The sequence below is a fragment of the Arthrobacter sp. 135MFCol5.1 genome (genome assembly GCF_000374865.1).
GTDB lineage: Bacteria > Actinomycetota > Actinomycetes > Actinomycetales > Micrococcaceae > Arthrobacter.
Map to the genome: position 1 here is coordinate 107,761 of NZ_KB895457.1, position 23,971 is coordinate 131,731.

General features: G+C 66.4%; 19 protein-coding genes. 14 read left to right on the forward strand and 5 right to left on the reverse strand.

Annotated elements, in window-relative coordinates; translation table 11 throughout:
- Positions 1-28: 28 nt before the first annotated feature.
- The 4 genes from C563_RS0111455 (at position 29) to C563_RS0111470 (ending at position 5,131) form a co-directional block, all read left to right on the forward strand.
- Positions 29-1,543, forward strand: a complete 1,515-nt coding sequence (locus C563_RS0111455) for a CoA-acylating methylmalonate-semialdehyde dehydrogenase (RefSeq protein WP_018762194.1) — start codon at positions 29-31, stop codon at positions 1,541-1,543.
- Positions 1,544-1,614: 71 nt separating this feature from the next.
- Complete coding sequence (locus tag C563_RS0111460; protein ID WP_018762195.1) at positions 1,615-2,526, forward strand: sugar phosphate isomerase/epimerase family protein; 912 nt, start codon at positions 1,615-1,617, stop codon at positions 2,524-2,526.
- Between the two features lie 57 nt (positions 2,527-2,583).
- Positions 2,584-3,597 (forward strand): Gfo/Idh/MocA family protein, encoded by a 1,014-nt coding sequence (locus tag C563_RS0111465; RefSeq protein ID WP_018762196.1) that lies wholly within the window; start codon positions 2,584-2,586, stop codon positions 3,595-3,597.
- Between the two features lie 76 nt (positions 3,598-3,673).
- Positions 3,674-5,131, forward strand: a complete 1,458-nt coding sequence (locus C563_RS0111470; protein WP_018762197.1) for a sugar porter family MFS transporter — start codon at positions 3,674-3,676, stop codon at positions 5,129-5,131.
- Between the two features lie 63 nt (positions 5,132-5,194).
- Here C563_RS0111470 and C563_RS0111475 read toward each other — a convergent pair whose 3' ends face one another.
- A complete protein-coding gene (locus C563_RS0111475) occupies positions 5,195-5,644 on the reverse strand; it encodes a MarR family winged helix-turn-helix transcriptional regulator (RefSeq protein ID WP_018762198.1) in 450 nt (149 codons plus the stop codon).
- Between the two features lie 172 nt (positions 5,645-5,816).
- Here C563_RS0111475 and C563_RS0111480 point away from each other — a divergent pair, with 172 nt between their 5' ends.
- On the forward strand, positions 5,817-7,019 hold the full coding sequence (locus C563_RS0111480; protein WP_018762199.1) for an MFS transporter: 1,203 nt from the start codon (positions 5,817-5,819) through the stop codon (positions 7,017-7,019).
- A gap of 36 nt (positions 7,020-7,055) precedes the next feature.
- On the opposite strand, the gene iolB is transcribed toward C563_RS0111480, so the two are convergent.
- Positions 7,056-7,949, reverse strand: coding sequence for a 5-deoxy-glucuronate isomerase (gene iolB, locus C563_RS0111485; protein ID WP_018762200.1), 894 nt, complete (start codon positions 7,947-7,949; stop codon positions 7,056-7,058).
- Positions 7,950-7,966: 17 nt separating this feature from the next.
- Positions 7,967-8,707 carry a GntR family transcriptional regulator gene (locus C563_RS0111490; protein WP_018762201.1) on the reverse strand — a complete coding sequence of 247 codons (741 nt, stop codon included), beginning with the start codon at positions 8,705-8,707 and terminating at the stop codon, positions 7,967-7,969.
- Positions 8,708-8,964: 257 nt separating this feature from the next.
- On the opposite strand from C563_RS0111490, the gene C563_RS0111495 reads away from it, so the two are divergent.
- Complete coding sequence (locus C563_RS0111495; protein WP_018762202.1) at positions 8,965-10,101, forward strand: LOG family protein; 1,137 nt, start codon at positions 8,965-8,967, stop codon at positions 10,099-10,101.
- 41 nt (positions 10,102-10,142) lie between these two features.
- Here C563_RS0111495 and C563_RS0111500 read toward each other — a convergent pair whose 3' ends face one another.
- Complete coding sequence (locus C563_RS0111500; protein WP_018762203.1) at positions 10,143-11,285, reverse strand: VIT1/CCC1 transporter family protein; 1,143 nt, start codon at positions 11,283-11,285, stop codon at positions 10,143-10,145.
- 265 nt (positions 11,286-11,550) lie between these two features.
- Here C563_RS0111500 and C563_RS0111505 point away from each other — a divergent pair, with 265 nt between their 5' ends.
- A complete protein-coding gene (locus C563_RS0111505; protein WP_018762204.1) occupies positions 11,551-11,778 on the forward strand; it encodes a hypothetical protein in 228 nt (75 codons plus the stop codon).
- Positions 11,779-11,855: 77 nt separating this feature from the next.
- On the opposite strand, the gene C563_RS0111510 is transcribed toward C563_RS0111505, so the two are convergent.
- Positions 11,856-13,376: a sodium:solute symporter gene (locus tag C563_RS0111510; protein ID WP_018762205.1), complete on the reverse strand. Its 1,521-nt coding sequence runs from the start codon at positions 13,374-13,376 to the stop codon at positions 11,856-11,858.
- Between the two features lie 275 nt (positions 13,377-13,651).
- Between C563_RS0111510 and C563_RS0111515 the strand changes: the two genes are divergently transcribed.
- The 7 genes from C563_RS0111515 to C563_RS0111545 all read left to right on the forward strand — a co-directional run bounded on the left by C563_RS0111515 (position 13,652) and on the right by C563_RS0111545 (position 23,960).
- Complete coding sequence (locus C563_RS0111515; protein WP_018762206.1) at positions 13,652-14,227, forward strand: helix-turn-helix domain-containing protein; 576 nt, start codon at positions 13,652-13,654, stop codon at positions 14,225-14,227.
- A gap of 113 nt (positions 14,228-14,340) precedes the next feature.
- The gene (speB, locus tag C563_RS0111520; protein WP_018762207.1) at positions 14,341-15,405 is read left to right on the forward strand and encodes an agmatinase; all 1,065 of its coding nucleotides are present in this window, start codon (positions 14,341-14,343) and stop codon (positions 15,403-15,405) included.
- A gap of 4 nt (positions 15,406-15,409) precedes the next feature.
- Positions 15,410-17,113 carry a thiamine pyrophosphate-binding protein gene (locus C563_RS0111525; RefSeq protein ID WP_018762208.1) on the forward strand — a complete coding sequence of 568 codons (1,704 nt, stop codon included), beginning with the start codon at positions 15,410-15,412 and terminating at the stop codon, positions 17,111-17,113.
- Between the two features lie 156 nt (positions 17,114-17,269).
- Positions 17,270-17,752, forward strand: a complete 483-nt coding sequence (locus C563_RS0111530) for a MarR family winged helix-turn-helix transcriptional regulator (RefSeq protein ID WP_018762209.1) — start codon at positions 17,270-17,272, stop codon at positions 17,750-17,752.
- Complete coding sequence (locus tag C563_RS21135; RefSeq protein WP_018762210.1) at positions 17,752-19,959, forward strand: MDR family MFS transporter; 2,208 nt, start codon at positions 17,752-17,754, stop codon at positions 19,957-19,959. Before C563_RS0111530 ends, C563_RS21135 begins: the two co-directional genes overlap by 1 nt.
- A gap of 189 nt (positions 19,960-20,148) precedes the next feature.
- Positions 20,149-21,882, forward strand: coding sequence for an ABC transporter ATP-binding protein (locus tag C563_RS0111540; protein ID WP_018762211.1), 1,734 nt, complete (start codon positions 20,149-20,151; stop codon positions 21,880-21,882).
- Complete coding sequence (locus C563_RS0111545) at positions 21,879-23,960, forward strand: ABC transporter ATP-binding protein (RefSeq protein ID WP_018762212.1); 2,082 nt, start codon at positions 21,879-21,881, stop codon at positions 23,958-23,960. The genes C563_RS0111540 and C563_RS0111545 overlap by 4 nt, the downstream gene beginning before the upstream one ends.
- Positions 23,961-23,971 lie beyond the last annotated feature (11 nt).

Below are 23,971 nucleotides of genomic sequence, written 5' to 3' on the forward strand. Positions count from 1 at the left end.
CACTTTCCCCTACTCAAGGAAGAGTTCCATGACTGCCACCACCACTGAAGCTACCGTGATCAACCACTTCATCAACGGCGCCGAAACCCCGGGCGAGGGCGACCGCACCACGAACGTCTACAACCCGGCCACCGGCCAGGTCACCGGCGAGCTGCGCCTGGCCAACCGGGCCGACTTGGACACCGCCGTCGCCGCTGCCCGCAAGGCCGCCGATTCCTGGGGCGAGACCTCCCTGGCCAGGCGTACCGCAGTGCTGTTCACGTTCCGCGAGCTCGTCGCCGCCCATGTGGATGAACTCGCGGCCCTGGTCACCGCCGAGCACGGCAAGGTCCTTTCCGACGCCAAGGGCGAGATCGGCCGTGGCCTGGAAGTGGTGGAGTACGCCTGCGGGATCCCCACCCTGCTCAAGGGCGACTACTCGGACCAGGTCTCCACCGGCATCGACGTCTTCTCCTTCCGTGAACCGCTCGGCGTGGTTGCGGGCATCACCCCGTTCAACTTCCCCGTCATGGTGCCGCTGTGGATGGCCCCGATGGCGATTGCCACGGGCAACGCCTTCATCCTGAAGCCCTCCGAACGCGACCCTTCCGCCTCCCTGCTGCTGGCCAAGCTTTGGAAGGAAGCCGGGCTGCCGGACGGCGTGTTCCAGGTCCTGCACGGCGACAAGGAAACCGTGGACGGGCTCCTCACCCACCCGGACGTGGACGGCATCTCCTTTGTCGGCTCCACCCCGATCGCCCAGTACGTCCACGAGACCGCCACCCGGCACGGCAAGCGCGTCCAGGCGCTGGGCGGGGCGAAGAACCACGCCATCGTCCTGCCCGACGCCGACCTGGACAATGCGGCGGACCACCTCGCGGCCGCCGCGTTCGGCTCCGCCGGCGAACGCTGCATGGCCATCTCCGTCGCGGTCGCCGTCGGAGACGCCGCCGATGCATTGGTGGCAAAGGTCCAGGAACGCGCCGAAGCCGTGAGGGTCAACAACGGCACCGCGCCCGGCGCCGAAATGGGCCCTGTCATCACCCCGGCCTCCAAGGAACGCATTGTCCGGATCGTCACCGACGCCGAAACCGCCGGCGCCGCCATGGTGGTGGACGGCCGCGACCTGGTGGTCCCCGGCCACGAAAACGGCTTCTGGGTAGGCCCCACCGTCCTCGACCATGTCAAGACCGAAATGACCGCCTACACGGAGGAAATCTTCGGTCCCGTCCTGGTGGTGGTCCGCGTCGATACCCTCGAGGACGGCATCAAGCTGATCAACGCCAATCCCTACGGCAACGGCACCGCCATCTTCACCTCCTCCGGCGCGGCCGCCCGCACGTTCCAGCGCTCGGTAACCGTCGGCATGATCGGCATTAACGTGCCCCTTCCGGTACCGGTGGCCTACCACTCCTTCGGCGGCTGGAAAGCCTCCCTCTTCGGCGACAAGCACATGTACGGTCCCGAAGGCGTCTCCTTCTACACCCGCGGCAAAGTGGTCACCTCCCGCTGGCCCGAAACCCACCACGCCTCCGGCGCCTCCTACAACTTCCCCTCCAACTAGTCCCCATCCGGTTTCGGCACGTTCAACCACCGGTGGTTGAACCTGCCGAAACCCTCCAAAGGAACAGGCACATGACTGAGAACAAGCTGATCATCGGCACGGCACCGGACTCCTGGGGCGTCTGGTTCGCGGACGATCCCCAGCAGACCCCGTGGGAACGCTTCCTCGACGAGGTGGCCGAATCAGGCTACAAATGGATCGAGCTGGGCCCCTATGGCTACTTGCCCAACGATCCCATCCGGCTTGCCGAAGAACTGAAGCAGCGTGACCTCAAGGTCACCGCCGGCACCGTATTCACCGCGTTCCACCGCGGCCTGGACCAGTGGGAAACCGCCTGGGAACCTGCCCGGAAAGTCGCTGAACTGACCGCCGCCATGGGCGGAGAGCATATGGTGGTCATCCCGGCCATGTGGCGCGACGACGTCACCGGCGAAGCCGTGGAGAGCGGGACACTGAGCGAGAAGGGTTGGCGCGACCTGTTCGCCGGCCACGACCGCCTGGGCAAGACCCTCCTGGAGGACTTTGGCCTGCAGCAGCAGTTCCACTCCCACGCAGACTCGCACGTGGGAGCCCAGGAGGACATTGAAACCCTTCTGAACGCCACGGACCCGAAATACCTGAACTTGTGCCTGGACACCGGCCATGCCGAATACTGCGGCGCCTCAAGCCTGGAACTGATCAAGAACTACCCGGACCGGATCGGCTACCTGCACTTGAAGCAGGTCAACCCGGAGATCCTGAAGAAGGTCAACGACGAGAACATGACCTGGGCCGCGGCGAACCTCGCAGGAGTCATGACCGAACCGCCGAACGGGCTGCCCGACCTGCGTGCGGTCATCGACGCAGTGGAAGCCTTGAACCGGCCCATCTTCGGCATCGTGGAGCAGGACATGTACCCCGTGGCCTTCGACGTTCCGATGCCGATCGCCAAGCGCACCCGAAACTACCTGCTGTCCTGCGGCTCCCGCACGACCGTCAGCTGACGGACCAGCACAGGCGGACTGCACCTCCCTTCCCTCCAGAACCAGAAGGACTGAACAATGACTGAATCCCTCCGCGTCGCCGTTATCGGGGCAGGCCGCATGGGCGCAGACCACATCCAGCGCCTCAGCAAGCGCATCCACGGAGCAGAAATTGCCGCCGTCGTCGACGTCGACCTTGCCCGCGCGCAGGCCGCCATCGAAGGCATCCCCGGTGCAGTTGCCCTCACCGACGCCGAGGAAGCCCTCACTCACGGTGGCGTCAACGCGGTGCTGATCGCCACCCCGGGGTTCCTCCACCAGGACATCCTGCTCAAAGGGCTCGCCAAGGACATCCCGATCCTCTGCGAAAAGCCGCTCACCCCGGACGCCGAATCATCCTGGAAAATCGTCGAAGCCGAGGTTGCCTTGGGCCACCAGCGCATCCAGGTGGGCTTCATGCGCCGCTTCGACGCCGAATACGCAGCCCTTGGCTCGATCATCCGGAACCAGGAATTGGGAGAGCTGCTGATGCTGCACCATCAGCACCGCAACCCCACCACCCCCGAAGGCTTCACCAACGAGATGCTCATCAACGACTCCGTCGTCCACGAATTCGACGCTATCCGCTACTTCACCGGTGAGGAAATCACCAGCGTCCAGGTCCGCCTGGGCAAGGCAACCAGGACCGCGCCCAACGGCCAGCACGATCCCCAGCACGTCCTCATTGAAACCGAGTCAGGGGTCCTGGCCGACGTCGAAATCTACGTCAATGCCAAGTTCGGCTACGAAGTGGCTACCCAGGCCACCTTCGAGGACGGCATCGTCAGCATCGGCGGGGACACCGGCCCTTACACGCGCAGCGCCGGCCGTTGGGGCGGCAACGTCACGCCAGGGTTCGAGGAGCGTTTCGGAGCCGCGTACGACGTCGAAATCCAGTCGTGGGTGGACGCGGCACTTAAGGGCGGGATCGGCGGCCCCTCCGCCTGGGACGGGTACGCCACCGCCGCGTGCTGCGAAGCGGGCGTCGAGGCGCAGAAGAACGGTGAAAAGGTGGCCGTGAAGTTGGCCGCAAAGCCGGACTTGTACAAGTAGGACAGGAGGGGGACGGGCCGGCCATCCGTCCCTCTTTTGTGTCCGCATCCCTGCTGGTCCACAATGGAGTGTTTATGTGAAATCCACTCCTGACCAGCATGCGTCGCACGGGCTGCAGCACGCCACCATCCCGCCGGGCAACCACAGGCGGGCACTGCGGACTGCCACCCTCATCGCCACCTTGGGCGGCCTGCTCTTCGGCTATGACACCGGTGTAATCAACGGGGCACTGCCGTACATGCAGGAGGACCTGGGCCTGACACCACTGACCGAGGGCCTGGTCACGTCGTCCCTGCTGTTCGGTGCGGCCTTCGGTGCATTGTTCGGCGGCCGCCTGGCGGATCGCCACGGCCGGCGGCTGATGCTCATGGGGCTGGCCGTGATCTTCCTGGCGGGCACCCTTGCCTGTACCTTCTCGCCGAACACCGGGGTGATGGTCGCCGCCCGGTTCGTCCTGGGGCTCGCCGTGGGCGGGGCGTCCGTTACGGTCCCTGTGTATCTGGCCGAGGTGGCGCCGGGAAACCGGCGCGGCCGCATTGTCACGCGAAACGAACTTATGATCGTCACCGGGCAGCTGCTGGCGTTCACCTTCAACGCCTGCCTGGGCAACACCTTCGGCGGGTCGCACGGCATTTGGCGCTGGATGCTGGTGATCGCCACGCTGCCGGCCATCGCCTTGTGGATCGGGATGAACTTCATGCCGGAGAGCCCCCGGTGGCTGGCGTCCACTGGCAGCTTCGGCGAGACGCTCAGGGTGCTGCAGCGGATCCGATCGCAGGAGGAAGCAGCCAGGGAGTTCGAAGAAGTCAAAGCCATGGCCCTGGAAGACGGCAAGTCCACGATGGGCTCGTGGAAGGACCTCGGCATCCCATGGCTCCGGCGCATCTTCTTCGTGGGACTGGGCCTTGCCGTGATCCAGCAGATTACGGGCGTGAACTCGATCATGTACTACGGAACCCAGATCCTCTCCACGTCAGGCTTTGGCCGCGAGGCCGCCTTGACGGCCAATATCGCCAACGGCGCCATCTCGGTGCTTGCCACGTTCGTGGGCATCTGGCTGCTGGGCAAGGTGGGCCGGCGCAGGATGCTGATCACGGGACAAATTGGCACCACGACGACGCTGCTGCTGATCGGCCTCTTCTCGCTGATCCTCCCCGAAGGCCCGGACAGGGGCATCGCCATCCTAGCCCTGACCGTGACGTTCCTGGCCTTCCAGCAAGGCGCGATTTCACCGGTGACGTGGCTGATGCTCTCGGAAATCTTTCCGTTGAAGATCCGGGGGCTGGGGATGGGTGCTTCGGCGTTCCTGCTGTGGACCGTCAACTTCCTGGTCGGTTTCGGATTCCCGCAGCTGCTGGCCGTCATCGGGATCTCCAACACCTTCTTCGTGTTTGCCGGCTTTGGCATCGGTGCCATCGGCTTCGCCGCCAAGTACGTGCCGGAGACCAAGGACAAGAGCCTGGAGGATCTGGAGCACTACTTCAAGAACGTCTCCGCCGGCCACCCCACGGACGCCGCGGCCAAGGTTCCCTGACCCTCCCCGTCCGTTACCACGCAGGAAGCAGCGTCCCGCGTGCTGATCCTTCCGGGGGCTGCTCTATGCCGGCGCGTGCAACCGGGGCAGGGCGTCCACCAACGGCGCCAGCTCCGGGACCGCCTGGGCCTGGTCCAGCGCACGCTCCAGGGTGGCATCGTGGACCGGCCGGGCCTCAGAAAGCAGGTTGATGCCGCTGCCGGTCAGCTCGGTGTAGATGCCGCGGCGGTCGTCGTCGCACAGGATCCGGGTCAGGAGGCCGCGGTCCTCCAGCCGGTTCACCAGCCGGGTGGTGGCGCTGGGGCTGAGTGCCGTGGCGCGGGCAAGTTGCTGCATCCGCATATGCCACCCGTCCTGCCGGCTGAGGGCATCCAGCACGGTGTACTCCACCACAGAAAGCCCCGACTCGGCCTGCAGGGAACGTTCCAGCTCACCTTCAATCAAGCCATGCAGGGCCGCCAAGGTGCGCCACCCCTGGGCGCGTACCTCAACGGCGTCGTCCTTGATGCCCATGGTTGCTCCTTCACCACAATGGCGCCAAACGGGCGGCCATCGATCATTGAACGCAGATAGTTGCTTGCGCGGTATATTTGCATGTGCAACAATAAATACCGCGCCTGCAACTATCTTAGGCGCCTTCCCTTCCACGGGACAACCAACCCCTGCAACTCAAAGGAGCATTTCCATGCCTGTTGGCCTGATAGCCCTCGCCCTCGGCGGCTTCGGAATTGGACTCACCGAATTTGTCATCGCCGGACTGCTTCCGCAGGTGGCCGCGGATTTCGGCGTCAGCGAGGCCTCCGCCGGATGGTTCATCTCCGGCTACGCGCTCGCCGTCGTGGTGGGCGCGCTGGGCCTCACCGCAGCCGTGACGAGGTTTGAACGCAAGCCGGTGCTGGCTGCCCTGCTGGTCCTGTTCATCGCAGGAAACCTGCTCTCCGCCACCGCTGGCGGATATTGGCCCATGATGCTGGGCCGGATCATCGCCGCCCTGTCGCACGGTGCCTTTTTCGGAATTGGCGCCGTGGTGGCCGCGGGCATGGTTCCGCCCAGCAAGAAGGCCGGTGCCATTGCGCTGATGTTCACCGGACTCACCGCCGCCAATGTCCTGGGCGTTCCGTTCGGCACGCTGTTGGGCCAGGCCGCCGGATGGCGGGCTACGTTCTGGGCCATCACGGTTATCGGGGTGGCCGCCCTCGCCGGAATCCTTGCCCTGGTGCCCCGGCAGGCCGGTGAAGCCGACAAGGCGGGCAGCCTCCGCTCCGAGCTGCGGGCCTTCCGCTCCGGGCAGGTTTGGCTGTCCATCGTGGTGACCATCCTCGGCTTCGGCGGAATGTTCGGCGCGTTCACCTACATCGCCTACACGCTGACCGAGGTGTCCGGCTTCGCCGCCTCCACCGTGCCATGGCTGCTGATTGTCTTCGGCGTGGGACTCTTCGCCGGCAACACGCTGGGCGGAAAAGCGGCAGACCGCAACGTCGACCGGACGCTGTTGGCGGTGCTCGCCATCCTCTCCGTGGTCCTGGTGGCCTTTGCCGTCACCGCCGCCAATCCGGTGCTCACCGTCATCTCACTGGTCCTGATGGGCGGCTTCGGCTTCGCCACAGTTCCCGGGTTGCAGATGCGGGTCATGAAGTATGCCCCCGGCGCTCCCACGCTTGCCTCCGGGGCGAATATCGGTGCGTTCAACGTGGGCAATGCCCTGGGCGCCTGGCTGGGTGGGGTCACCATTACTGCGGGATTCGGCTATACGTCGCCCATCTGGGCCGGGGCTGTCATCACCCTTGCGGGAGTGGTGGTCATGGCGTTCGCAGCGGCGGCCGCCAAGCGCGGCGAACAGCGGCCGGCCGGCGAGGTGCAGGCGGCGGAACCGTTGGCGGTCCGCTAGGCCGCCGGGCCGGGAAAAGAAGCGCCCGGTCTTTGGTTAGGCCCCGAAGGGCAGCCGGGGATCGATGTCCTGGCCCTCCCAGGCCTGCCGTACCCAGCCATGGTGCGGGTCGTCGCTGATCAGCCATTCGCGCACCGGCCCCGGGCCCGCCATGACGTTCAGGTAGTAGAGGTCGTATCCCGGGGCAGCCATGGCGGGGCCGTGCCAGCCGTAGGGCACCAGCACAACGTCGCCCGTGCGGACTTCTGCCGAGACATCGATGGGCCGCTCGTCCGAAGCGTAGACGCGCTGGTATCCAATGGCATCCGCATCGGCAGGTGCCGCGCCGCCGGCCGCTACCTGGGTTTCGAAGTAGTAGATCTCCTCCAGGGAGGTCTCGCCGTCCGTCTCCTCGTCATGTTTGTGCGGAGGGTAGGAGGACCAGTTGCCGGCCGGGGTGAGGACTTCGCAAACGATGAAGCGGTCCGCCTCGAGTGCTGCCGGTGTGCCGAAGTTGTGGACCTGGCGGGAGCAGTTGCCCGCACCACGCAGTTCCACCGGGATGTCGGCGGCGGGCACCACCCGGGTGGGGTACGAGGCCCGGGCCGGGGCGGTGGCAACGGCCACCCGCCCGCCGTCGGCTGACGTGATGCGGACGGTGCGTCCGGTGCCGGAATAGAGTACGTCGGTGGGGCCGGCGAAAACGGCCGGGCGGCCGGCCAGCGGGTATTCCGTGCCGTCCACTGTCACGGTGAACGATCCGCTGAGGGGCACCACGATCCGTTCCTCGCCTGCGGCGGGAAGGTCGACGGCGGCGCCCGCCGGCAAGGTGGCCACCTTGAGTCCCGTGTGTGCCCAGCCCTCCACGGAGAGGGAGGAGTCGGACGTGCCGATCGAAACGTCCCATTTTCCGTCCGCGGCTGTGCCCAGGGGATAGACCCAGTTGGTCATGGCGGTGTTCCTTTGCGCTAGCGCTGTACGAGGGTCATTTCAAAGCTGTATGAATCGGCCCGGTAGACGTGGTGCCCGGTCTCGACGCGGCGGCCGGTGTCATCCACGGCCGTGCGTTCCATGGTGACCAGGGCGGAACCGGCGGCTGTGTCCAGCATGGATGCCTGGTAGTCGTTGGCATTCACGGCGCCGATGCGCTGGTTGGCCAGCCGGAAGTTCACGCCGCCACGGCGCAGGATCGAGTACAGGCCCTCGGCCCCCAGCATGGCCTCGTCCATGTCGGCGATATCGTCGCGCACCCAGTTCTCCATCAGGGCCAGCGGCTTGCCGGCCACCTTCCGAAGCCGGGTGAAATGGTAGACCTTGGAGCCGGCCGGAAGCTGGAGCGTGGTGAGGGTGGCGTCGTCCGCCTCCACATGGGAAAAACTCAGGACCTCGGTAGTGGGCTTTTTGCCGTTGTTGGTGAGGTCGTCGTAGAGGCTCGAGAGCTCCAGCGGGCGGCGCACCTGACTGGACACCACCTGGGTTCCCACACCGCGCTTGCGCACCAGGAGGCCTGAACGCACCAGTTCGTCCATCGCCTTGCGCATGGTTGGCCGGGAGAGGTTGAGCTGGGCGGCCAGGTCGATTTCGTTGTCCAGCCGGCTGCCGGGTTCGAGCACCCCGCTGTAGATTGCGGCTTCGATCCCTTGGACCACTTGGTGGTACAGGGGTACGGGGGAGGAACGGTCGATGTTTAGTCCCAGGTTGTTCGCCACGGTGCGGTCCCTCGCCTTTGGTGTCTGCGCGGCAGTCGGTCCGGGCGGCGTGCCGACGTACCGAGCGCCTATATGTTCTCTTGATAGGACATACTATCCTGCTCGATCGTAGCAGGCGGGTTCCGGGCGTCAAGGGAAGTCGCGGCTGGTGGCCGGACGGGACAGGCCCGGCGCCCATCGCGCCATGCGGCAGAGCCCCGCCGTGCACCTGCGGTGCCCTAGGCTGGCTCCATGACCAGGACCGGAGGGCAGCAACCGTGAACTTCGCCGGCAGCCTTGGCCCCCGTCCCCGCAACCTCGAAGTCCAGGACCTGGCCAGCTTCGACCGGTTGGTTGCCGGCGGCGCCGTCAACCTGCATGGCTGGCACGCCCAGTCGCTGGACCTCCGGGGGCGGGCCGCGGACCTAAAGAGGGTGGATGTTGAGGGGGCCATGTTCCTTGGCTGCCTCTTCGACGACGGCATGGAGGCCAACCTCCGCAGCCGTGGCGCGCTGATCTTTCCCCGGCTCGAAGGCGTCCCGTTCGACCCCTACCGCGCCACCCTGTATTCCCCGGCCGAGCTCTACGACGGGCTGGCTTCCTCTCCCTACGAGGAACTTCCCGATGCCCGCATCTACCACTGGAGCATCCAGTCCGGCCAGCGCCATCGCGTGGACGCGACCCTGGCCTCTGCCTTGCACGACCACGCCATCGGCGATGCGCTCGACGAACTCACCCGCTCCGCGCCCTGGAACCGCCGGTCCATCGTCGGCGTGATGGGCGGCCATGCGGCCCCCCGCGGCAGTTCGGGGTTCGCCCAGGCGGCGCGGCTGGGCAGGCTGCTTGCCCGCGACGGACATGTGGTGGCCACCGGCGGCGGACCCGGCGCCATGGAGGCGGCGAACCTGGGTGCGTACCTGAGCGGGGCGTCCGACGACGACCTGCAGCGGGAGCTCACGGCGCTAGCCGCCGTCCCCGGGTTCCGGCCCTCGGTCTCGGCCTGGGCACGCGCGGCCGCCGCCGTCGTCGACCGCCACCCGGGCGGGACTCCGTCCCTGGGGATCCCCACTTGGTTCTACGGGCATGAGCCGCCCAACTACTTCGCCACGCACATCGCAAAATACTTCGCCAACGCCATCCGCGAAGCCATCCTCCTGCAACTGTGCCACGGCGGCATCGTGTTCCTCCCCGGAGCCGCGGGCACGGTCCAGGAGATCTTCCAGGACGCCTGCGAAAACTACTACGGTGCCACGGAAAAGGTGGCTCCCATGGTGCTGGTGGGGCGCCGGCACTGGGAACAGGAATACCCGGCATGGCCCATGCTGGCCAGCCTGGCCGCCGGGCGCACCATGGCCGACTACATCTTCCTGGTGGACACAGTGGACGAAGCAGTGGAGGTCCTCCGGCGCCGCTGAACGGCGCCCGAAGACCTCCACGGAGTGTGGGCAGATGGCGGCTAGCCCACCGCCGTGCCGAACAGCAGGCCCAGCAGGTAGGTGATGACGGCGGCGCCCAGGCCGATGGCCAGCTGGCGCAGGCCGCGGGTCAGCGGGGACGTGCCGGACAGCAGGCCAACAGCGGCGCCGGTGGCCAGGAGGGAGATGCCCACCAGGGACCCCGCCACCACGAGGGCGGCAACGCCGGTGAGGCCGAACAGGAACGGCAGGATGGGAATGATGGCGCCGGATGCGAAGAAGCAGAAGCTGGAGAGCGCGGCACCCCATGCGGTGCCTACTGCCTCATGCTGATCCTCTTCCTCCGGCAGCTCCGGCTGTAGCGACAGGCTCGGGTCGCAGTCGCAGGACAGCAGGCCCGTGCGCTCGGCCACCCGGTGTTCGGCTGCCTCCCGGGACATCCCACGGGCCAGGTACACCAGCAGGAGTTCGTTGTGTTCGAGGTCAAGCTTGGGCGCAGCCGCCAGGGTGACCTGGGTGGGGCGCGTGGCTGCCAGCAGTTCCCGCTGGGAACGAACGGAAATGAACTCGCCGGCCCCCATGGACATGGCGCCGGCCAGGAGCCCGGCGATGCCGCTGAGCAGCACCACGCTGCTGGCCACTCCGGACGCCGCCATGCCCATCACCAGGGAGAGGTTGCTGACCAGGCCGTCGTTGGCACCGAAGACGGCGGCGCGGAACGTGCCGGCCAACCGGTTGCGGCCGCGGGTTGCCAGTCCCCGGACCACCTCCTCGTGGATCTGTTCGTCGGCCGCCATGGCCTCGGTGGCATTGGGGTCCTTGGCGTAGGGGGAGCGGCCCTCCGCCCGCTGGGCCAGGGCCAGCACGAAGACGGAGCCGAAGTGCCGGGCCAGGAACCCCAGGAACCGGCTTCGGGCGGATGCCCGTTTCGGCTTGCCCGCGTGCTCGCCCAGCAGGGCCAGCCAGTGCGCCTCGTGCCGGCCTTCGGCTTCAGCCAGGGCCAGCAGGATGGACCGCTCTTCCCCTTCGCGGTTCTGCGCCAGGTCGCGGTAGACGGCGGCTTCGGCGCGCTCGTCGGCGAGGTACTGGCGCCACCGTTTGATGTTCGACGGCGAGGGCTGGCTCCGGGGGGTCGTGGCGCCCTCCGGGACGGCATGGGATTCGGACTGGGCGTGCTGCGACACTGGTACTCCTGGGTTTGGAAAGGGCATGGTTGCGGCGCCTTTGCCCTGCCAGCGTACTGCGATTTTCCGCGGTTTTTTGGCTGGCAAACCTCGCTGGGGAGTTTCGGTTTACCGTAAAAAACACCCCGTATTTCCTGGATTCCGCGGCCTTTGATGGTGCCGCCGCGGCCCTTGACCCCCAGCCCCGCCGGTGCTGTGATGAAGGGGTGGCGCGGCCTTCGCCCGTCCCGAAAGAGCACGCCAGGCGAAACACGGAGGTTGGATCATGGGCACCACCGGACAGCACCCCGACATGCCGCACCTGGACGCCGTAGAAGCGGACCCCGCCTACGATTACGCCGAGGATGCCCCGGTGGACGATGCCGGCTGGGACGCGGAGGATGAATTCCTGGACCAGGAAGAGCCCGTGGTCAAGGCCCCTCCGGTCGTCATCGACGCCGAGGACCGCGAGGTCCCGCTGGATGATGACGAGCTCCGCGGCGAAGGGGAGTAGGACCAACGACGATGGCGCCTCCTTCCGCCTGGAAGCGAAAGGAGGCGCCGTCGTCGTGCGTTGAAGCCTGTGTCCGGTCAGTGGCCGGCGAGGATTTCCTCGGAAGCTTCCTCCGGCTCCTGCCCGGCCACGCGGCGCTGCCAGGCCTGCATGACCAGGGGGTCGGTGGGGCGGGTGAGCAGCGAGGCGGCGACGTAGACAATGGCCGAGGCGATCAGGCCGTAGTAGATGGGCTCGTTCGCGTAGATGCCGTCCAGTGGCGCCTTGGCATTGACCTCCAGGATGATCATGGTGCCCAAGGTCACCACGGAGCCGACTGCCATGGATGCCGCTGCTGCCAGTCCGGTGCCGCGCTTCCAGACGAGGCCGCCCAGGATGGCCACCAGGAGGCCGCCCACCAGGATGTCGTAGGCAATGGTCAGGGCCGCAACTACGTCCTTGGTGATGATGGCGATGACAATGGCCACAATGCCCAGCGCGAGGACCCACACCCGGTTGGCCTTGACGTCGTGCTCCGGGTTCTCGGAATCGCCGGTGGAAACCTCCTTGCCGAACCAGCCGGCGACGAACGGCAGGACATCCGCCCTTGCCACGGTGGCGGCGGCGATCAGTGCGCCGGACGCGGTGGACATCATGGCAGCTACGGCGGCGGCCAGGACCAGGCCGCCGATGCCGACGGGCAGGAGGTTTTGCGCCACTTCGGCGTAGACGTCGTCCTTGGCCGCGATCTTGACGTTGGACAACGCCACGTTGGCGGCCATGCCGATCAGCGCACCGGCCACACCGTACAGGATGCAGTAGACGCCGGCCGTGGCTCCGCCCCAGCGGGCCACCTTGGGCGTCTTGGCGGTGAAGACCCGCTGCCAGATGTCCTGGCCGATCAGCAGGCCCAGCGTGTAGACGACGAAGTAGGTGATGATCGTCTGGACGCCGATCCCGTCAATCTGGAAGAAGCTGGCATCAACGCGGCTGCGGATGCCGTCAAGGCCGCCGGCGGCGTTAAGGGTGAAGGGGAGCATCAGGAAGAAGATGCCCACGGTCTTGATCACGAACTGGACCTGGTCCGCCAGGGTGATGGACCACATGCCGCCAATGGTGGAGTACACCAGCACAATGGCTCCGCCGATCGCGATGGCGAGGGCCCGGTCAAGCCCGAACAGGACCACGAAGATGGTGGCGTACGCACCGGTGGAGGTGGCGCAGAGCATCAGGGTGTAGGCGAGCATGACGATGCCCGAGGCCTCCGTTGCCCGGCTACCGTACCGGAGGGTGAGCATCTGGGACACGGTGTAGATTTTCAGCTTTTGGATGGTGCCGGCGAAGAGCAGGCTCAGCAGCAGGACCCCGGCGCCAATGGCCACCACGAGCCACATCCCGGAGATGCCGAACTTGTAGCCAAGTCCCACGCCGCCCACGGTTGACGCGCCGCCCAGGACCACCGCGGCCATGGTGCCGGTGTACAGGAAGGGGCCCAGCCGGCGGCCGGCAACCAGGAAGTCACTGTTGTTCTTGGTGCGGGACTTGCCCCACCAGCCGAAGGCCAGCATTGCGAGCAGATACACCACCACGATGGCGATGTTGATGGCACTTGCATCCATGTGAAGGGCTCCTTGGAGCTGTTGGGCGCCGGGTATGGGACCGGGGGCGAGGGCCCGCGGAACCGCCGCGGACGAACGGAGGGGATTCCAGTATTGGGGATTCCAGTATTGCCTTATAGGCAACAGGAGTTTTCAAAGCCTAGGATGTGACGGCCGCAACAGTCAAGAACAATCGCGCCGCGCGGCCCGGGTGTGGCATGCGCGCGTCACAAAAGCGCCGCGGATTAGGATGGCTCGAGAGTGGAGCCGGGCTGCCGGCCATGAAAGGTTCGTAGATGAAGGCACTGCCAGTTGAGCCCAGCAACGTCCCGGTCGCCATCGGTTCCAGGATCCGGGCCGCCCGGCAGTCCCAGCGGCTCACCATCGAGCAAGTTGCGGACGCCACCGGGCTGACCAAGGGGTTCCTCAGCCGGGTGGAGCGCGACCTGACCTCACCGTCCGTGGCTTCACTGGTGACACTTTGCCAGGTGCTTTCGATTTCGATTGGCGACCTCTTCGCTGCGCCGGAAACCCACCTCACCAAGCGCAATGACGGCCCGCGCATCTCGCTCGGCGGCCAGGGCATCGTAGAGCGGCTGCTGACCGCCCGTTCGGAACGCCGGGTCCAGATCATCCAGGCCGTCATTGAGCCGCACGGCCGCGGCGAGTCCGAACTCTACGCCGTGGACTGCGATGTGGACGTGCTGCATGTGATCAAGGGGTCCATCAAGCTGATCCTCACCAACGAGGAATACGACCTCAGTACCGGCGATACGGTGACGTTCCCGGGGCGGGAGCCGCACACGTGGATCAATCCCTCGGATAAGCCGGTCGAGGTGCTCTGGGTCCTGGTGCCCGCCGCCAGCCGCTGACTTCTCCTCAGGGTCCCGGGACCGGTTTGGTAAACACCTGATGCTCCAAGGGAAACAGGAGTGTATGATGGCAGTCACACAATCCCCTCAACTCCTCGAAGGAGAGGCCTCCATTGGAAGAACTGCGCATCGAAGCCAACGGCAACCTTGGCCCCATCGATTCATCCCGGATTCCGCGCTACGCAGGTGCCGCCACCTATGCCCGGCTGCCCCGCCTGGACCAGGTGGCCAAGGCTGACGTCACGGTGGTGGGTGTCCCCTTCGATTCCGGAGTGTCCTACCGGCCCGGCGCCCGCTTCGGTGCCAACCACGTCCGCGAGGCCAGCAGGCTGCTGCGCCCCTACAACCCGGCCTGGGACGTCAGCCCGTTCGAGAACATCCAGGTGGCCGACGCCGGGGATATGGCGGTCAACCCGTTCAACATCAACGAGGCCATCGAAACCATCCAGCAGAACGCATTGGACCTGACCGCGGCCGGCAGCAGGCTGCTGACCCTGGGCGGGGACCACACCATCGCGCTGCCATTGCTTCGGGCGGCTGCCGAGCGTGCCGGCGGCCCCATCGCCATGCTGCACTTCGACGCCCACCTGGATACCTGGGACACCTACTTCGGCGCGGAATACACCCACGGCACCCCGTTCCGCCGCGCCGTTGAGGAGGGCATCCTGGATACCGAGGCGATCAGCCACATCGGCACCCGCGGCCCGCTTTACGGCAAGAAGGACCTCGACGACGACCACCGCTTCGGGTTCGGCATCGTCACCTCCGCCGACGTCTACTACCAGGGCGTCCTGGAGACGGTGGCCAAGGTCCGCGACCGGATCGGCAGCCGCCCGCTCTACATCTCCGTGGACATTGACGTCCTGGACCCCGCGCACGCGCCTGGAACCGGCACGCCGGAAGCCGGCGGCATCACCAGCCGCGAACTCCTGGAGATCATCCGCGGCTTCCGCGGCATGAACCTGGTGGGCGCCGACGTCGTCGAAGTATCCCCGGCCTACGACCACGCCGAGATCACCGGCGTCGCGGCCAGCCACGTCGCGTACGAGCTGGTGACCCTGATGGCGGACAACGCCGTTCCCGGGGACCGCTTCGGTGCGGCAAACGGCTACGAGGCCCAGGCGCTGGGCCGGGAGGCCCACCGGCCCGCCGGTTTCGCTGCGGCCGCCAAGGAGTAGATCCATGACCGAACCTGTACACCCCACTCCTGCCGGCGCCCCCGGGGGAGGCGCGCGCAATGGCGGGGATCTCGTCGTCGAAACGCTTGAAGCCCTGGGCGCCAAGACGGTGTTCGGCATTCCGGGCCAGCACGCCTTGGGACTCTTTGATGCGATGGGCCGCGGCAACCTGCAGTTCGTCTCCTCGCGGGTGGAGAACAACTCTGCCTTCGCCGCCGACGGCTACTCCCGAGCCACGGGAGAGGTCGGCGTTCTCTTCCTCTCCACCGGCCCCGGCGCGCTGACGTCCCTGGCCGGGCTGCAGGAGGCCTATGCCACCGGCGTGCCGATGGTGGTGGTGGCAAGCCAAATTCCGCTCGAAGGCCTCGGTGCCCGCCGGAAGGGCATGCTGCACCAGCTCGATGACCAGAAGGCCTCGGCCGCCAACGTCACCAAGAGCCAGCGGCTGATCCAGCACGCGTCCGGCATCCCCTCGGCCATCCAGGACGCCTGGACCGAGGCGATCTCCTCGCCGCAGGGCCCGGTGTGGCTCGAAATCCCGCAGAACGTCCTGCTGGATCCCATCATGGTGCCGCCGGTGGAGGATGCGCTCGCCGAGGCCGCGGACAACCCGCCGCGCGTTGAACTGGTCCGCGAGGCCGTGTCCTGGCTTTCGGAGGCGAAGCGCCCGGCGATCATTGCCGGCGGCGGCACCCGGCGCGGCCGCGCGGAAAAGTCCCTGCTGTCCCTAGCCGAGAAGCTCCGCGCCCCGGTGATCTGCACGCCCGGCGGCAACGGCGCGTTCCCCTGGAACCATGAACTCTCACTCCAGTCCTGGATCGAGGACCAGCTCATGACGGAGCTGCTCGAGGACGCCGACGTGCTGGTGGTCATCGGCTCCTCACTCGGCGAGGTCACGTCCAACTACTTCACGTTCGAGCCGCGCGGCCGGATCATCCAGATCGACGCCGAACCCCGGGTCCTGGAGTCGAACCGGCCGGGCCTGGGCATCCGTGCCGACGCCGGCCAGGCGCTGGCGGCGCTCGACGGCGCCCTGACGGAGCCGCACGGGGAACAGGCGGACTGGCACGGCACCTCGCCCGAGGACTTGGTCAGGGACACGCTCGCCAAGGTCAAGGCCCGGCTCGAGTCCCAGGACCTCGGCAAGGAACTGAAGTTCATGGCGGACATCCGTGAGGCAGTGCCGGCGGACATGCAGACGTTCTGGGACATGACCATCAGCGCCTATTGGGGCTGGTCCTGTTGGGACGCCCGCCAGGGCCAGTTCCACTCGGCCCAGGGCGCCGGCGGGCTCGGTTTCGGCTTCCCGGCGGCGATCGGCGGTGCGGTGGGACTGGAAACCACCGGCAAGGGCGCCAACGCCGCCCGGGTGCTGGCAGTGTCCGGGGACGGTTCGGCGATGTATTCCATTGCCGAGCTGGCCACTGCCAAGCAGCACAACGTGCCGGTCACCTGGCTGATCGTGGACGACGGCGGCTATGGCATCCTGCGCGAGTACATGGTGGGTGCCTTCGGCAAGGCCACGGCCACCGAACTGGCCCGCCCCGACTTCGTGAAGCTGGCGGAGTCCTTCGGCGTGCCGGCAACCCGGGTGGCCCCGGAGGATGTGGGGAACGCACTCAAGGCAGCGTTCGCCGCAGACGGCCCCAACGTCGTCGTGGTTGAAACGCTCCTGAAGATGTTCGCGCCCACCCATCTGGACCGCTGAACCCAAGGCTTCCGCGCATACGCTCCCTTACGCGCCGGCAACGGCTGCGTGGGGGAGCGTCGGCATTTAAGCGACATCCACGACAATAACTTCGTTTCCCTAAGCAACCTTTTGCTGGTACAGTTGCTTGCAGCAACTAATTCTTTAGGGAGGATCATGTCTGTCGCACCGGCCACCGCAGCCGACCTCGTCAGCCATATCTATGACCTCCAGCGCGCGCTGCGCTGCGTCACCATGGTCAACGTCAAAGGTCAAGATACGGGCATCGCACTCCAAGGCGTGCTCAAGTTCATTGGCGAAGGGGAAACCCGTGCCGCGCACCTCGCCGAACGGCTGGGGGTCAGCGCTCCTGTCCTCAGCCGGCACGTCGCGGAACTGGCGGACGCCGGCCTGGTGCTTCGCACTCCGGACCCCGACGACGGGAGGGCCCAGCTGCTGGCCCTCTCACCCAAGGGAAAGGAAAAGCTCGCAGAGCTGGTGCGCCACCGGGCAGAAACCCTGCAGGGCTACCTCGCCGACTGGAACGAGGACGACGCCGTTGCAACCGCCGCGATGCTGAACAAGCTCACCGCATCCCTGAAGAATTCCATCCGGGCAAGGGCGGCCGGAACCACCAACGAACACGCAGGAGTCAACTAATGGCCAACGTCACCGCCGCCGCGGACCAGGAGCAGGAGCGCCAGCGCCAGCGCTCCGCTAAACAGGAATCGCGGCAATCCAAGCGCCACGAACCCGGCGCACCCATGAACCACCGGCAGATCATGGAAGCCCTGACCGGCCTCCTTGCCGCCTTCTTCACCGCCATCCTCAGCAGCACCATCGTGGCGAACGCGCTGCCCACCATCATGTCCGAGCTCAAGGGCACCCAGACCGACTTCGCTTGGGTCATCACGGCCGCCCTGCTGGCCAACGCTGCCACCACCCCCATCTGGGGCAAGCTCGCCGACCTCTTCGACAAAAAGGTCCTGGTCCAGCTGAGCATCGTGATCTTCGTTGCCGGCTCGGTCATGGCAGGTTTCTCCGAAAACATTCCGTTCCTGCTCACCGCCCGCGTGATCCAAGGCATCGCCATGGGCGGGCTGACCGCCCTGGCGCAGGCCATCATCGGCTCCATCATCCCGCCGCGCGAGCGCGGCAAGTACTCCGGCTACATGGGCGCCGTCATGGCTGTCGGCACGGCCGGTGGCCCGCTGCTCGGCGGCTTCATCGTGGACAGCCCGCTGGGCTGGCGCTGGACCTTCTTTGTCTGCGTGCCGCTCGCCGTCGTTGCCCTGATCCTGCTCCAGATCACGCTCAAGGTTCCGCACATTAAGCGCCCCGCCAAGATCGACTGGCTCGGCGCCATCCTGCTCACGTCCGGCGTCAGCCTGCTCTTGGTCTGGGTTTCCTTCGCCGGCAACCCCGACTATTACGACTGGTGGTCCTGGCAGACCGCGGTAATGGTGGGCGGCGGCGTCCTCCTGTTGGCACTGCTGGTGCTGGTGGAATCCAAGGTGTCCCAGCCGATCATCCCGCTCAAGATCATCTCCGAGCGCACCACCGCCCTGGCCATCGTTGCGTCCGTGGCCGTTGGCGTGGCCATGTTCGGTTCCTCCACCTTCCTGGGCCAGTACTACCAGGTGGCCCGCGGCGCCACGCCCACCGAGGCCGGCCTGCTGACCCTGCCCATGATCGCCGGCAACCTGGTCGGTTCCGTCGTGTCCGGCCAGCTGATCAGCCGCTACGGCAAGTGGAAGCGCTTCCTGATCGGCGGCACCATCATGTTGATCGGCGGCCTGGCCCTGGCCGGGACCATGGACCACACCACCGAACTTTGGCTGACCGGCCTCTACACCGGCATCTTCGGCCTCGGACTGGGCATGCTGATGCAGAACCTCGTCCTCGCCGTGCAGAACACCGTGCAGGCCAAGGACATCGGTTCCGCCAGTGCCTCCGTCGCGTTCTTCCGCTCGGTGGGCGGCGCCATCGGCGTGTCCGTCCTGGGCGCCGTCATGGCCAACCACGTCAAGGATTTGGCCACCGACGGGCTCGCAAAAATCGGCATCCAAGCCGGCGGCAGCAGCGGTGCCACGCTGGACCTCAAGGACTTGCCCGCGCCGATTGCGGACATTATGCGCGCGGCCTACGGCGACGCCACGGCAGGCATCTTCATGATCACTGCCATTGTCAGCGTGGTGGCCCTCATCGCCGTCATCTTCATCAAGGAAAAGCCGCTGCGAAGGACCGTGGACATGACCCCGGAGGCGACCTTGCAGGCCAATGCCGCCGGTGAAGCGGGAATGACCGCCATGACCGGCCAGCTGCCGGTGGTTGCTGCCGCCGGGAACGGGCCCGTCCCCGGCGGACTGGGAACCGCGGCACGGACTTCGACGCATGCCGGTGCCGCAGTTGCCCCTGCCAAGACGTACGACGGCGGTGCTGCCGCCGCGGCGGCAGCGTCCGGAAGGGTTGCCACGGAGGACTTCGAGGAAGTCTTCGCCAGGAGTTTCCGCTCCGACGGGCTGGACCTGCGGTCCGCCGACAGCGTCGACAAGGCCGCGGACGCCGTGGCCAGCGCCGCTGACACGCTCCGGAAACTGCAGGACACCCAACAGCTCCTGGCCCGCCAGCAGGTGGAACTGGGCGGCCTGGTCCTGGATGTCCAGGAGCAGCTGCGTTCGCAGCGGGAGGTTGCAGCCAAGCAGGCGACCACGGCCGCTGAGCTCAGCAGGGTCCAGCGCAAGCTCCTGAAGGAGCGCAAGCTGCAGGCTGCGGCCGCGCTGTACCTGGCAGGCCACGGCAAGCACAGTGCCGCCGCCCCCTCGCAGTCTGGCGCCGACCGGCCGGAGTCCGTGCAGGGAAGCTAGCCCGCCGCCGGCGGACCAGCCACGGCCCCCTTCCCGCCGACCTAGTGCCGCGGACCCAATGCCGCAGCCCGCGCCCGGAGCACCCTCCGGGCGCGGGCTGCGCATTTCCATCTGGTCATGGACCACTTTGGGGCAGAAAAAGCATTGATGCCCGGCGTCAATGTCTGTGGGGATCGCTAGAGTGAAACCATGCTCCTGACCCTCATTCGGCGCTACTCCAAACCGTACGCGCCGTACATCCTTGCTGTCGTCGTTTTCCAGCTTGCATCCACCATCGCCGCGCTCTACCTTCCCAGCCTGAACGCGCAGATCATCGATGAAGGGGTGGCGCGCGGGGACACCGATTTCATTTGGCGTACCGGTGCCATGATGCTCCTGGTGGCCTTCGCCCAGGTGGGTGCGGCCATTGCCGGCGTGTATTTCGGCTCCCGCACGGCCATGGCGGTGGGCCGGGACCTGCGGCGCGCGGTGTTCCGTAAGGTCACGAGCTTCTCTGCCAAGGACGTCAACGGGTTCGGAGCCCCCACCTTGATCACCCGAGGCACCAACGATGTCCAGCAGGTGCAGATGCTCCTGCTGATGGGGTTGAACTTCATGGTTGCCACCCCCATCATGTGCGTCGGCGGCATCATCATGGCGCTGCGCGAGGACCTCAACCTGTCGTGGCTCGTCTGGGTATCGGTTCCGCTGCTGGCAGTCGTGGTGGGGTACCTGGTGGTCCGGCTCATGCCGTTGTTCCGCACCATGCAGCGGAAGATCGACCGGATCAACGCCGTGCTGCGGGAGCAGATCATTGGCATCCGGGTGGTCCGGGCCTTCGTGCGTGAACCGTTCGAAACCGAACGTTTCGGCGGTGCCAACAGGGAACTTACGGACGTCTCGCTCCGGATTGGGGCACTGTTTGTCCTGATGTTCCCGGCCATCAGCATGATCCTGCACCTGTCCACCGCCGCGGTGCTCTGGTTCGGCGGCCAGCGGGTGGACGCCGGGGCCATGCAGGTGGGATCGCTGACGGCGTTCCTGCAGTACCTGCTCCAGATCCTGATGGCCGTCATGATGGGCACCTTCATGGCAATGATGATCCCGCGCGCCTCCGTTTGCGCCGACCGCATCGGCGAGGTGCTCGGCGTGGAACCCTCCATCCACGATCCCCAGGACCCGCAGGCCCCGGCCTCGCTGGCCGGCGTGGTGGAGTACCGCAACGTCACCTTCGCCTACCCGGGAGCTGAGTCTCCGGTGCTCAGCAACATCAGCTTCACGGCCCGGCCCGGACAGACCATTGCCATCATCGGGTCCACGGGTGCGGGCAAGACGTCACTCCTGTCCCTCCTCCCCAGGCTGTACGACCCCGTGGAGGGCCAGGTACTGCTGGACGGCGTTCCGGTGGACCGCATGGACCGTGCCGAGATCACCAAACGGGTGGCCCTGGTGCCGCAGCGTCCCTACCTGTTTTCAGGGACCATCGAGCACAACCTCCGCTTCGGCAAGACCGAAGCCACGGACCAGGAACTGTGGGAGGCGCTCCGGGTAGCCCAGGGCGAGTCCTTCGTCCGGGAGAAGAAGAACGGGTTGGAATCACGGATCGCACAAGGTGGAACCAACGTATCCGGCGGCCAGCGGCAGCGCCTCTGCATTGCCCGTGCGCTGGTGACGAAGCCCCGGGTCTACCTCTTCGACGACTCCTTCTCGGCCCTGGACGTGGCCACGGACGCCCGGCTCCGGGCCGCCCTCAAAGGCACAACCTCGGACGCCACCGTCATCATCGTGGCCCAGCGGATCTCCACCATTACCGACGCCGACCAGATCCTGGTGCTGGACAACGGCAGGATCGTGGACCGCGGCACCCATGAGGAACTGCTGGAAACGTCGCCTACATACCAGGAAATCGTCGAATCCCAGCTGAGCGTGGAGGAAATGGCATGAGCGCCCGCAAGAAGGACTCCAGCCCCATGGAAGAAACCCCGCTGCCCGCCCAGCCGGCGGCAGGCGCCGGAGAGGTCCCGCCCGGGCAGCCCGGCGACGAGGACTTCGTCGAGGAGGAGTTCACGCCCACCGAAGCGGACGGCGGCATGTTCGGTGCCATGCCCGCCAAGAAGGCCGAACACTTCTGGCCATCGGCCAAACGCCTCATGGGCCTGCTGAGGCCCGAAGCCGTTGGCATCTACGCCGTGGTGGGCCTGGTGGTGGTTTCCGTGGTCCTCAATGTCATTGCCCCCAAGATCCTCGGCCAGGCCATGGACGTCATCTTCGCCGGGGTCGTCGGCAAGCAGCTGCCCGCCGGGGCGAGCAAGGAGCAGTTCGTCGCCGGCCTTCGCCAGCAGGGCCAAGACAACTTCGCGGACATGGTGTCGCGGATGGAACTGGTACCCGGGACCGGCATCAACTTCGACAAGCTCACCACGCTGATCGCCGTGGTCCTGCTGATGTACTTCGTTGCAAACATCTTTATGTGGCTGCAGGGGTACGTGCTTAACCGCATTGTCATGAAGGTCATCCGGCGGCTGCGCGACGACACCGAGAGCAAGCTCAACCGCCTTCCGCTGAACTACTTCGACACCCGGCAGCGCGGCGACGTGCTGTCCCGGGTGACCAACGACGTCGACAACATCCAGCAGGCACTCCAACAGGCCTTTGCCCAGTTGGTCAACTCCGTGCTGACCGTGGTGGGCATCGTGATCATGATGTTCATCGTGTCCTGGCAGCTCGCCCTGATCGCCCTGATCGCCCTCCCGCTCTCCGGCGTGGCCGCGGGCATGATCGGGGTTCGAAGCCAGAAGCTCTTTGCGGCCCAGTGGAAGAACACCGGAACCCTTAACGGCCAAATCGAGGAGTCGTTCTCCGGGCACGACCTCGTCCGCGTGTTTGGCCGGGATGCGGACATGCTGGAGCGGTTCGAGGAACGCAACGAAGCACTCTACAAGGCAAGTTTCGGAGCGCAGTTCGTTTCCGGGATCATCTTCCCCGTCATGCAGTTCGTGTCCTACCTCAGCTACGTGGGCATCGCCGTGGTGGGCGGCCTGCGGGTGGCCTCCGGCGCCATGTCCCTGGGCGATGCGACGGCGTTCATCCAGTACTCCCGCGAGTTCACCCAGCCGCTGGGGCAGATGGCCGGCATGGCCAACATGCTGCAGTCGGGCGTGGCGTCCTCCGAGCGCGTCTTTGAATTCCTGGACGCCGACGAAGAGGAAGCGGAAACCGCTACCGAGCACCTGCCCGCCAAGACCGACGGCCATGTGGACTTCAAGAACGTCACCTTCAGCTACACCCCTGACAAGCCGCTCATCGAGGACCTGTCCTTTACGGCCGAGCCTGGAAACACCGTCGCGATCGTCGGGCCCACCGGGGCAGGCAAGACCACCTTGGTGAACCTGGTCATGCGGTTCTACGAGCTCAACTCCGGCTCCATCATGCTCGACGGCGTGGACGTGACCCACCTCAGCCGGGCGGAGCTGCGCTCCAAGGTGGGCATGGTGCTCCAGGACGCCTGGTTGTTCGGCGGGTCCATTTACGACAACATCCGGTACGGCAACCTCGAAGCCTCCGAGGAACAGGTCATGGCAGCGGCGAAGGCGACCTTCGTGGACCGCTTCGTCCGCGCGCTCCCCGAGGGCTACGACACCGTGATTGATGAAGAAGGAAACAACGTCAGCGCCGGCGAGAAGCAGCTGATCACCATCGCCCGCGCCTTCGTGGCCAACCCCTCGCTGCTGATCCTGGATGAAGCCACCAGCTCCGTGGACACCCGCACGGAACTGATGGTGCAGAAGGCCATGGCGGCACTGCGCAGCGATCGAACCAGTTTCGTGATCGCGCACCGCCTCTCCACCATCCGTGACGCGGACACCATCCTGGTCATGGAGAACGGACGAATCGTCGAACAAGGCAACCACCAGGTGCTGCTCGCGGCCGGGGGCGCCTACCACCGCCTGTACATGTCCCAGTTTGCCGGTGCGGATGCGGGCGAGATGCCGGTGGATGATTCGACGGCGGTGCACAGCTGAGCGCGCACGGG

What these genes read in the sequence shown, in the direction of transcription:
- C563_RS0111455 (WP_018762194.1), top strand. Translation starts at nt 29, where the DNA reads ATGACTGCCACCACCACTGAAGCTACCGTGATCAACCACTTCATCAAC.
- C563_RS0111460 (WP_018762195.1), top strand. Translation starts at nt 1,615, where the DNA reads ATGACTGAGAACAAGCTGATCATCGGCACGGCACCGGACTCCTGGGGC.
- C563_RS0111465 (WP_018762196.1), top strand. Translation starts at nt 2,584, where the DNA reads ATGACTGAATCCCTCCGCGTCGCCGTTATCGGGGCAGGCCGCATGGGC.
- C563_RS0111475 (WP_018762198.1), bottom strand. Translation starts at nt 5,644, where the DNA reads ATGGGCATCAAGGACGACGCCGTTGAGGTACGCGCCCAGGGGTGGCGC.
- C563_RS0111480 (WP_018762199.1), top strand. Translation starts at nt 5,817, where the DNA reads ATGCCTGTTGGCCTGATAGCCCTCGCCCTCGGCGGCTTCGGAATTGGA.
- iolB (WP_018762200.1), bottom strand. Translation starts at nt 7,949, where the DNA reads ATGACCAACTGGGTCTATCCCCTGGGCACAGCCGCGGACGGAAAATGG.
- C563_RS0111505 (WP_018762204.1), top strand. Translation starts at nt 11,551, where the DNA reads ATGGGCACCACCGGACAGCACCCCGACATGCCGCACCTGGACGCCGTA.
- C563_RS0111510 (WP_018762205.1), bottom strand. Translation starts at nt 13,376, where the DNA reads ATGGATGCAAGTGCCATCAACATCGCCATCGTGGTGGTGTATCTGCTC.
- C563_RS0111515 (WP_018762206.1), top strand. Translation starts at nt 13,652, where the DNA reads ATGAAGGCACTGCCAGTTGAGCCCAGCAACGTCCCGGTCGCCATCGGT.
- C563_RS0111525 (WP_018762208.1), top strand. Translation starts at nt 15,410, where the DNA reads ATGACCGAACCTGTACACCCCACTCCTGCCGGCGCCCCCGGGGGAGGC.
- C563_RS0111530 (WP_018762209.1), top strand. Translation starts at nt 17,270, where the DNA reads ATGTCTGTCGCACCGGCCACCGCAGCCGACCTCGTCAGCCATATCTAT.
- C563_RS21135 (WP_018762210.1), top strand. Translation starts at nt 17,752, where the DNA reads ATGGCCAACGTCACCGCCGCCGCGGACCAGGAGCAGGAGCGCCAGCGC.
- C563_RS0111540 (WP_018762211.1), top strand. Translation starts at nt 20,149, where the DNA reads ATGCTCCTGACCCTCATTCGGCGCTACTCCAAACCGTACGCGCCGTAC.
- C563_RS0111545 (WP_018762212.1), top strand. Translation starts at nt 21,879, where the DNA reads ATGAGCGCCCGCAAGAAGGACTCCAGCCCCATGGAAGAAACCCCGCTG.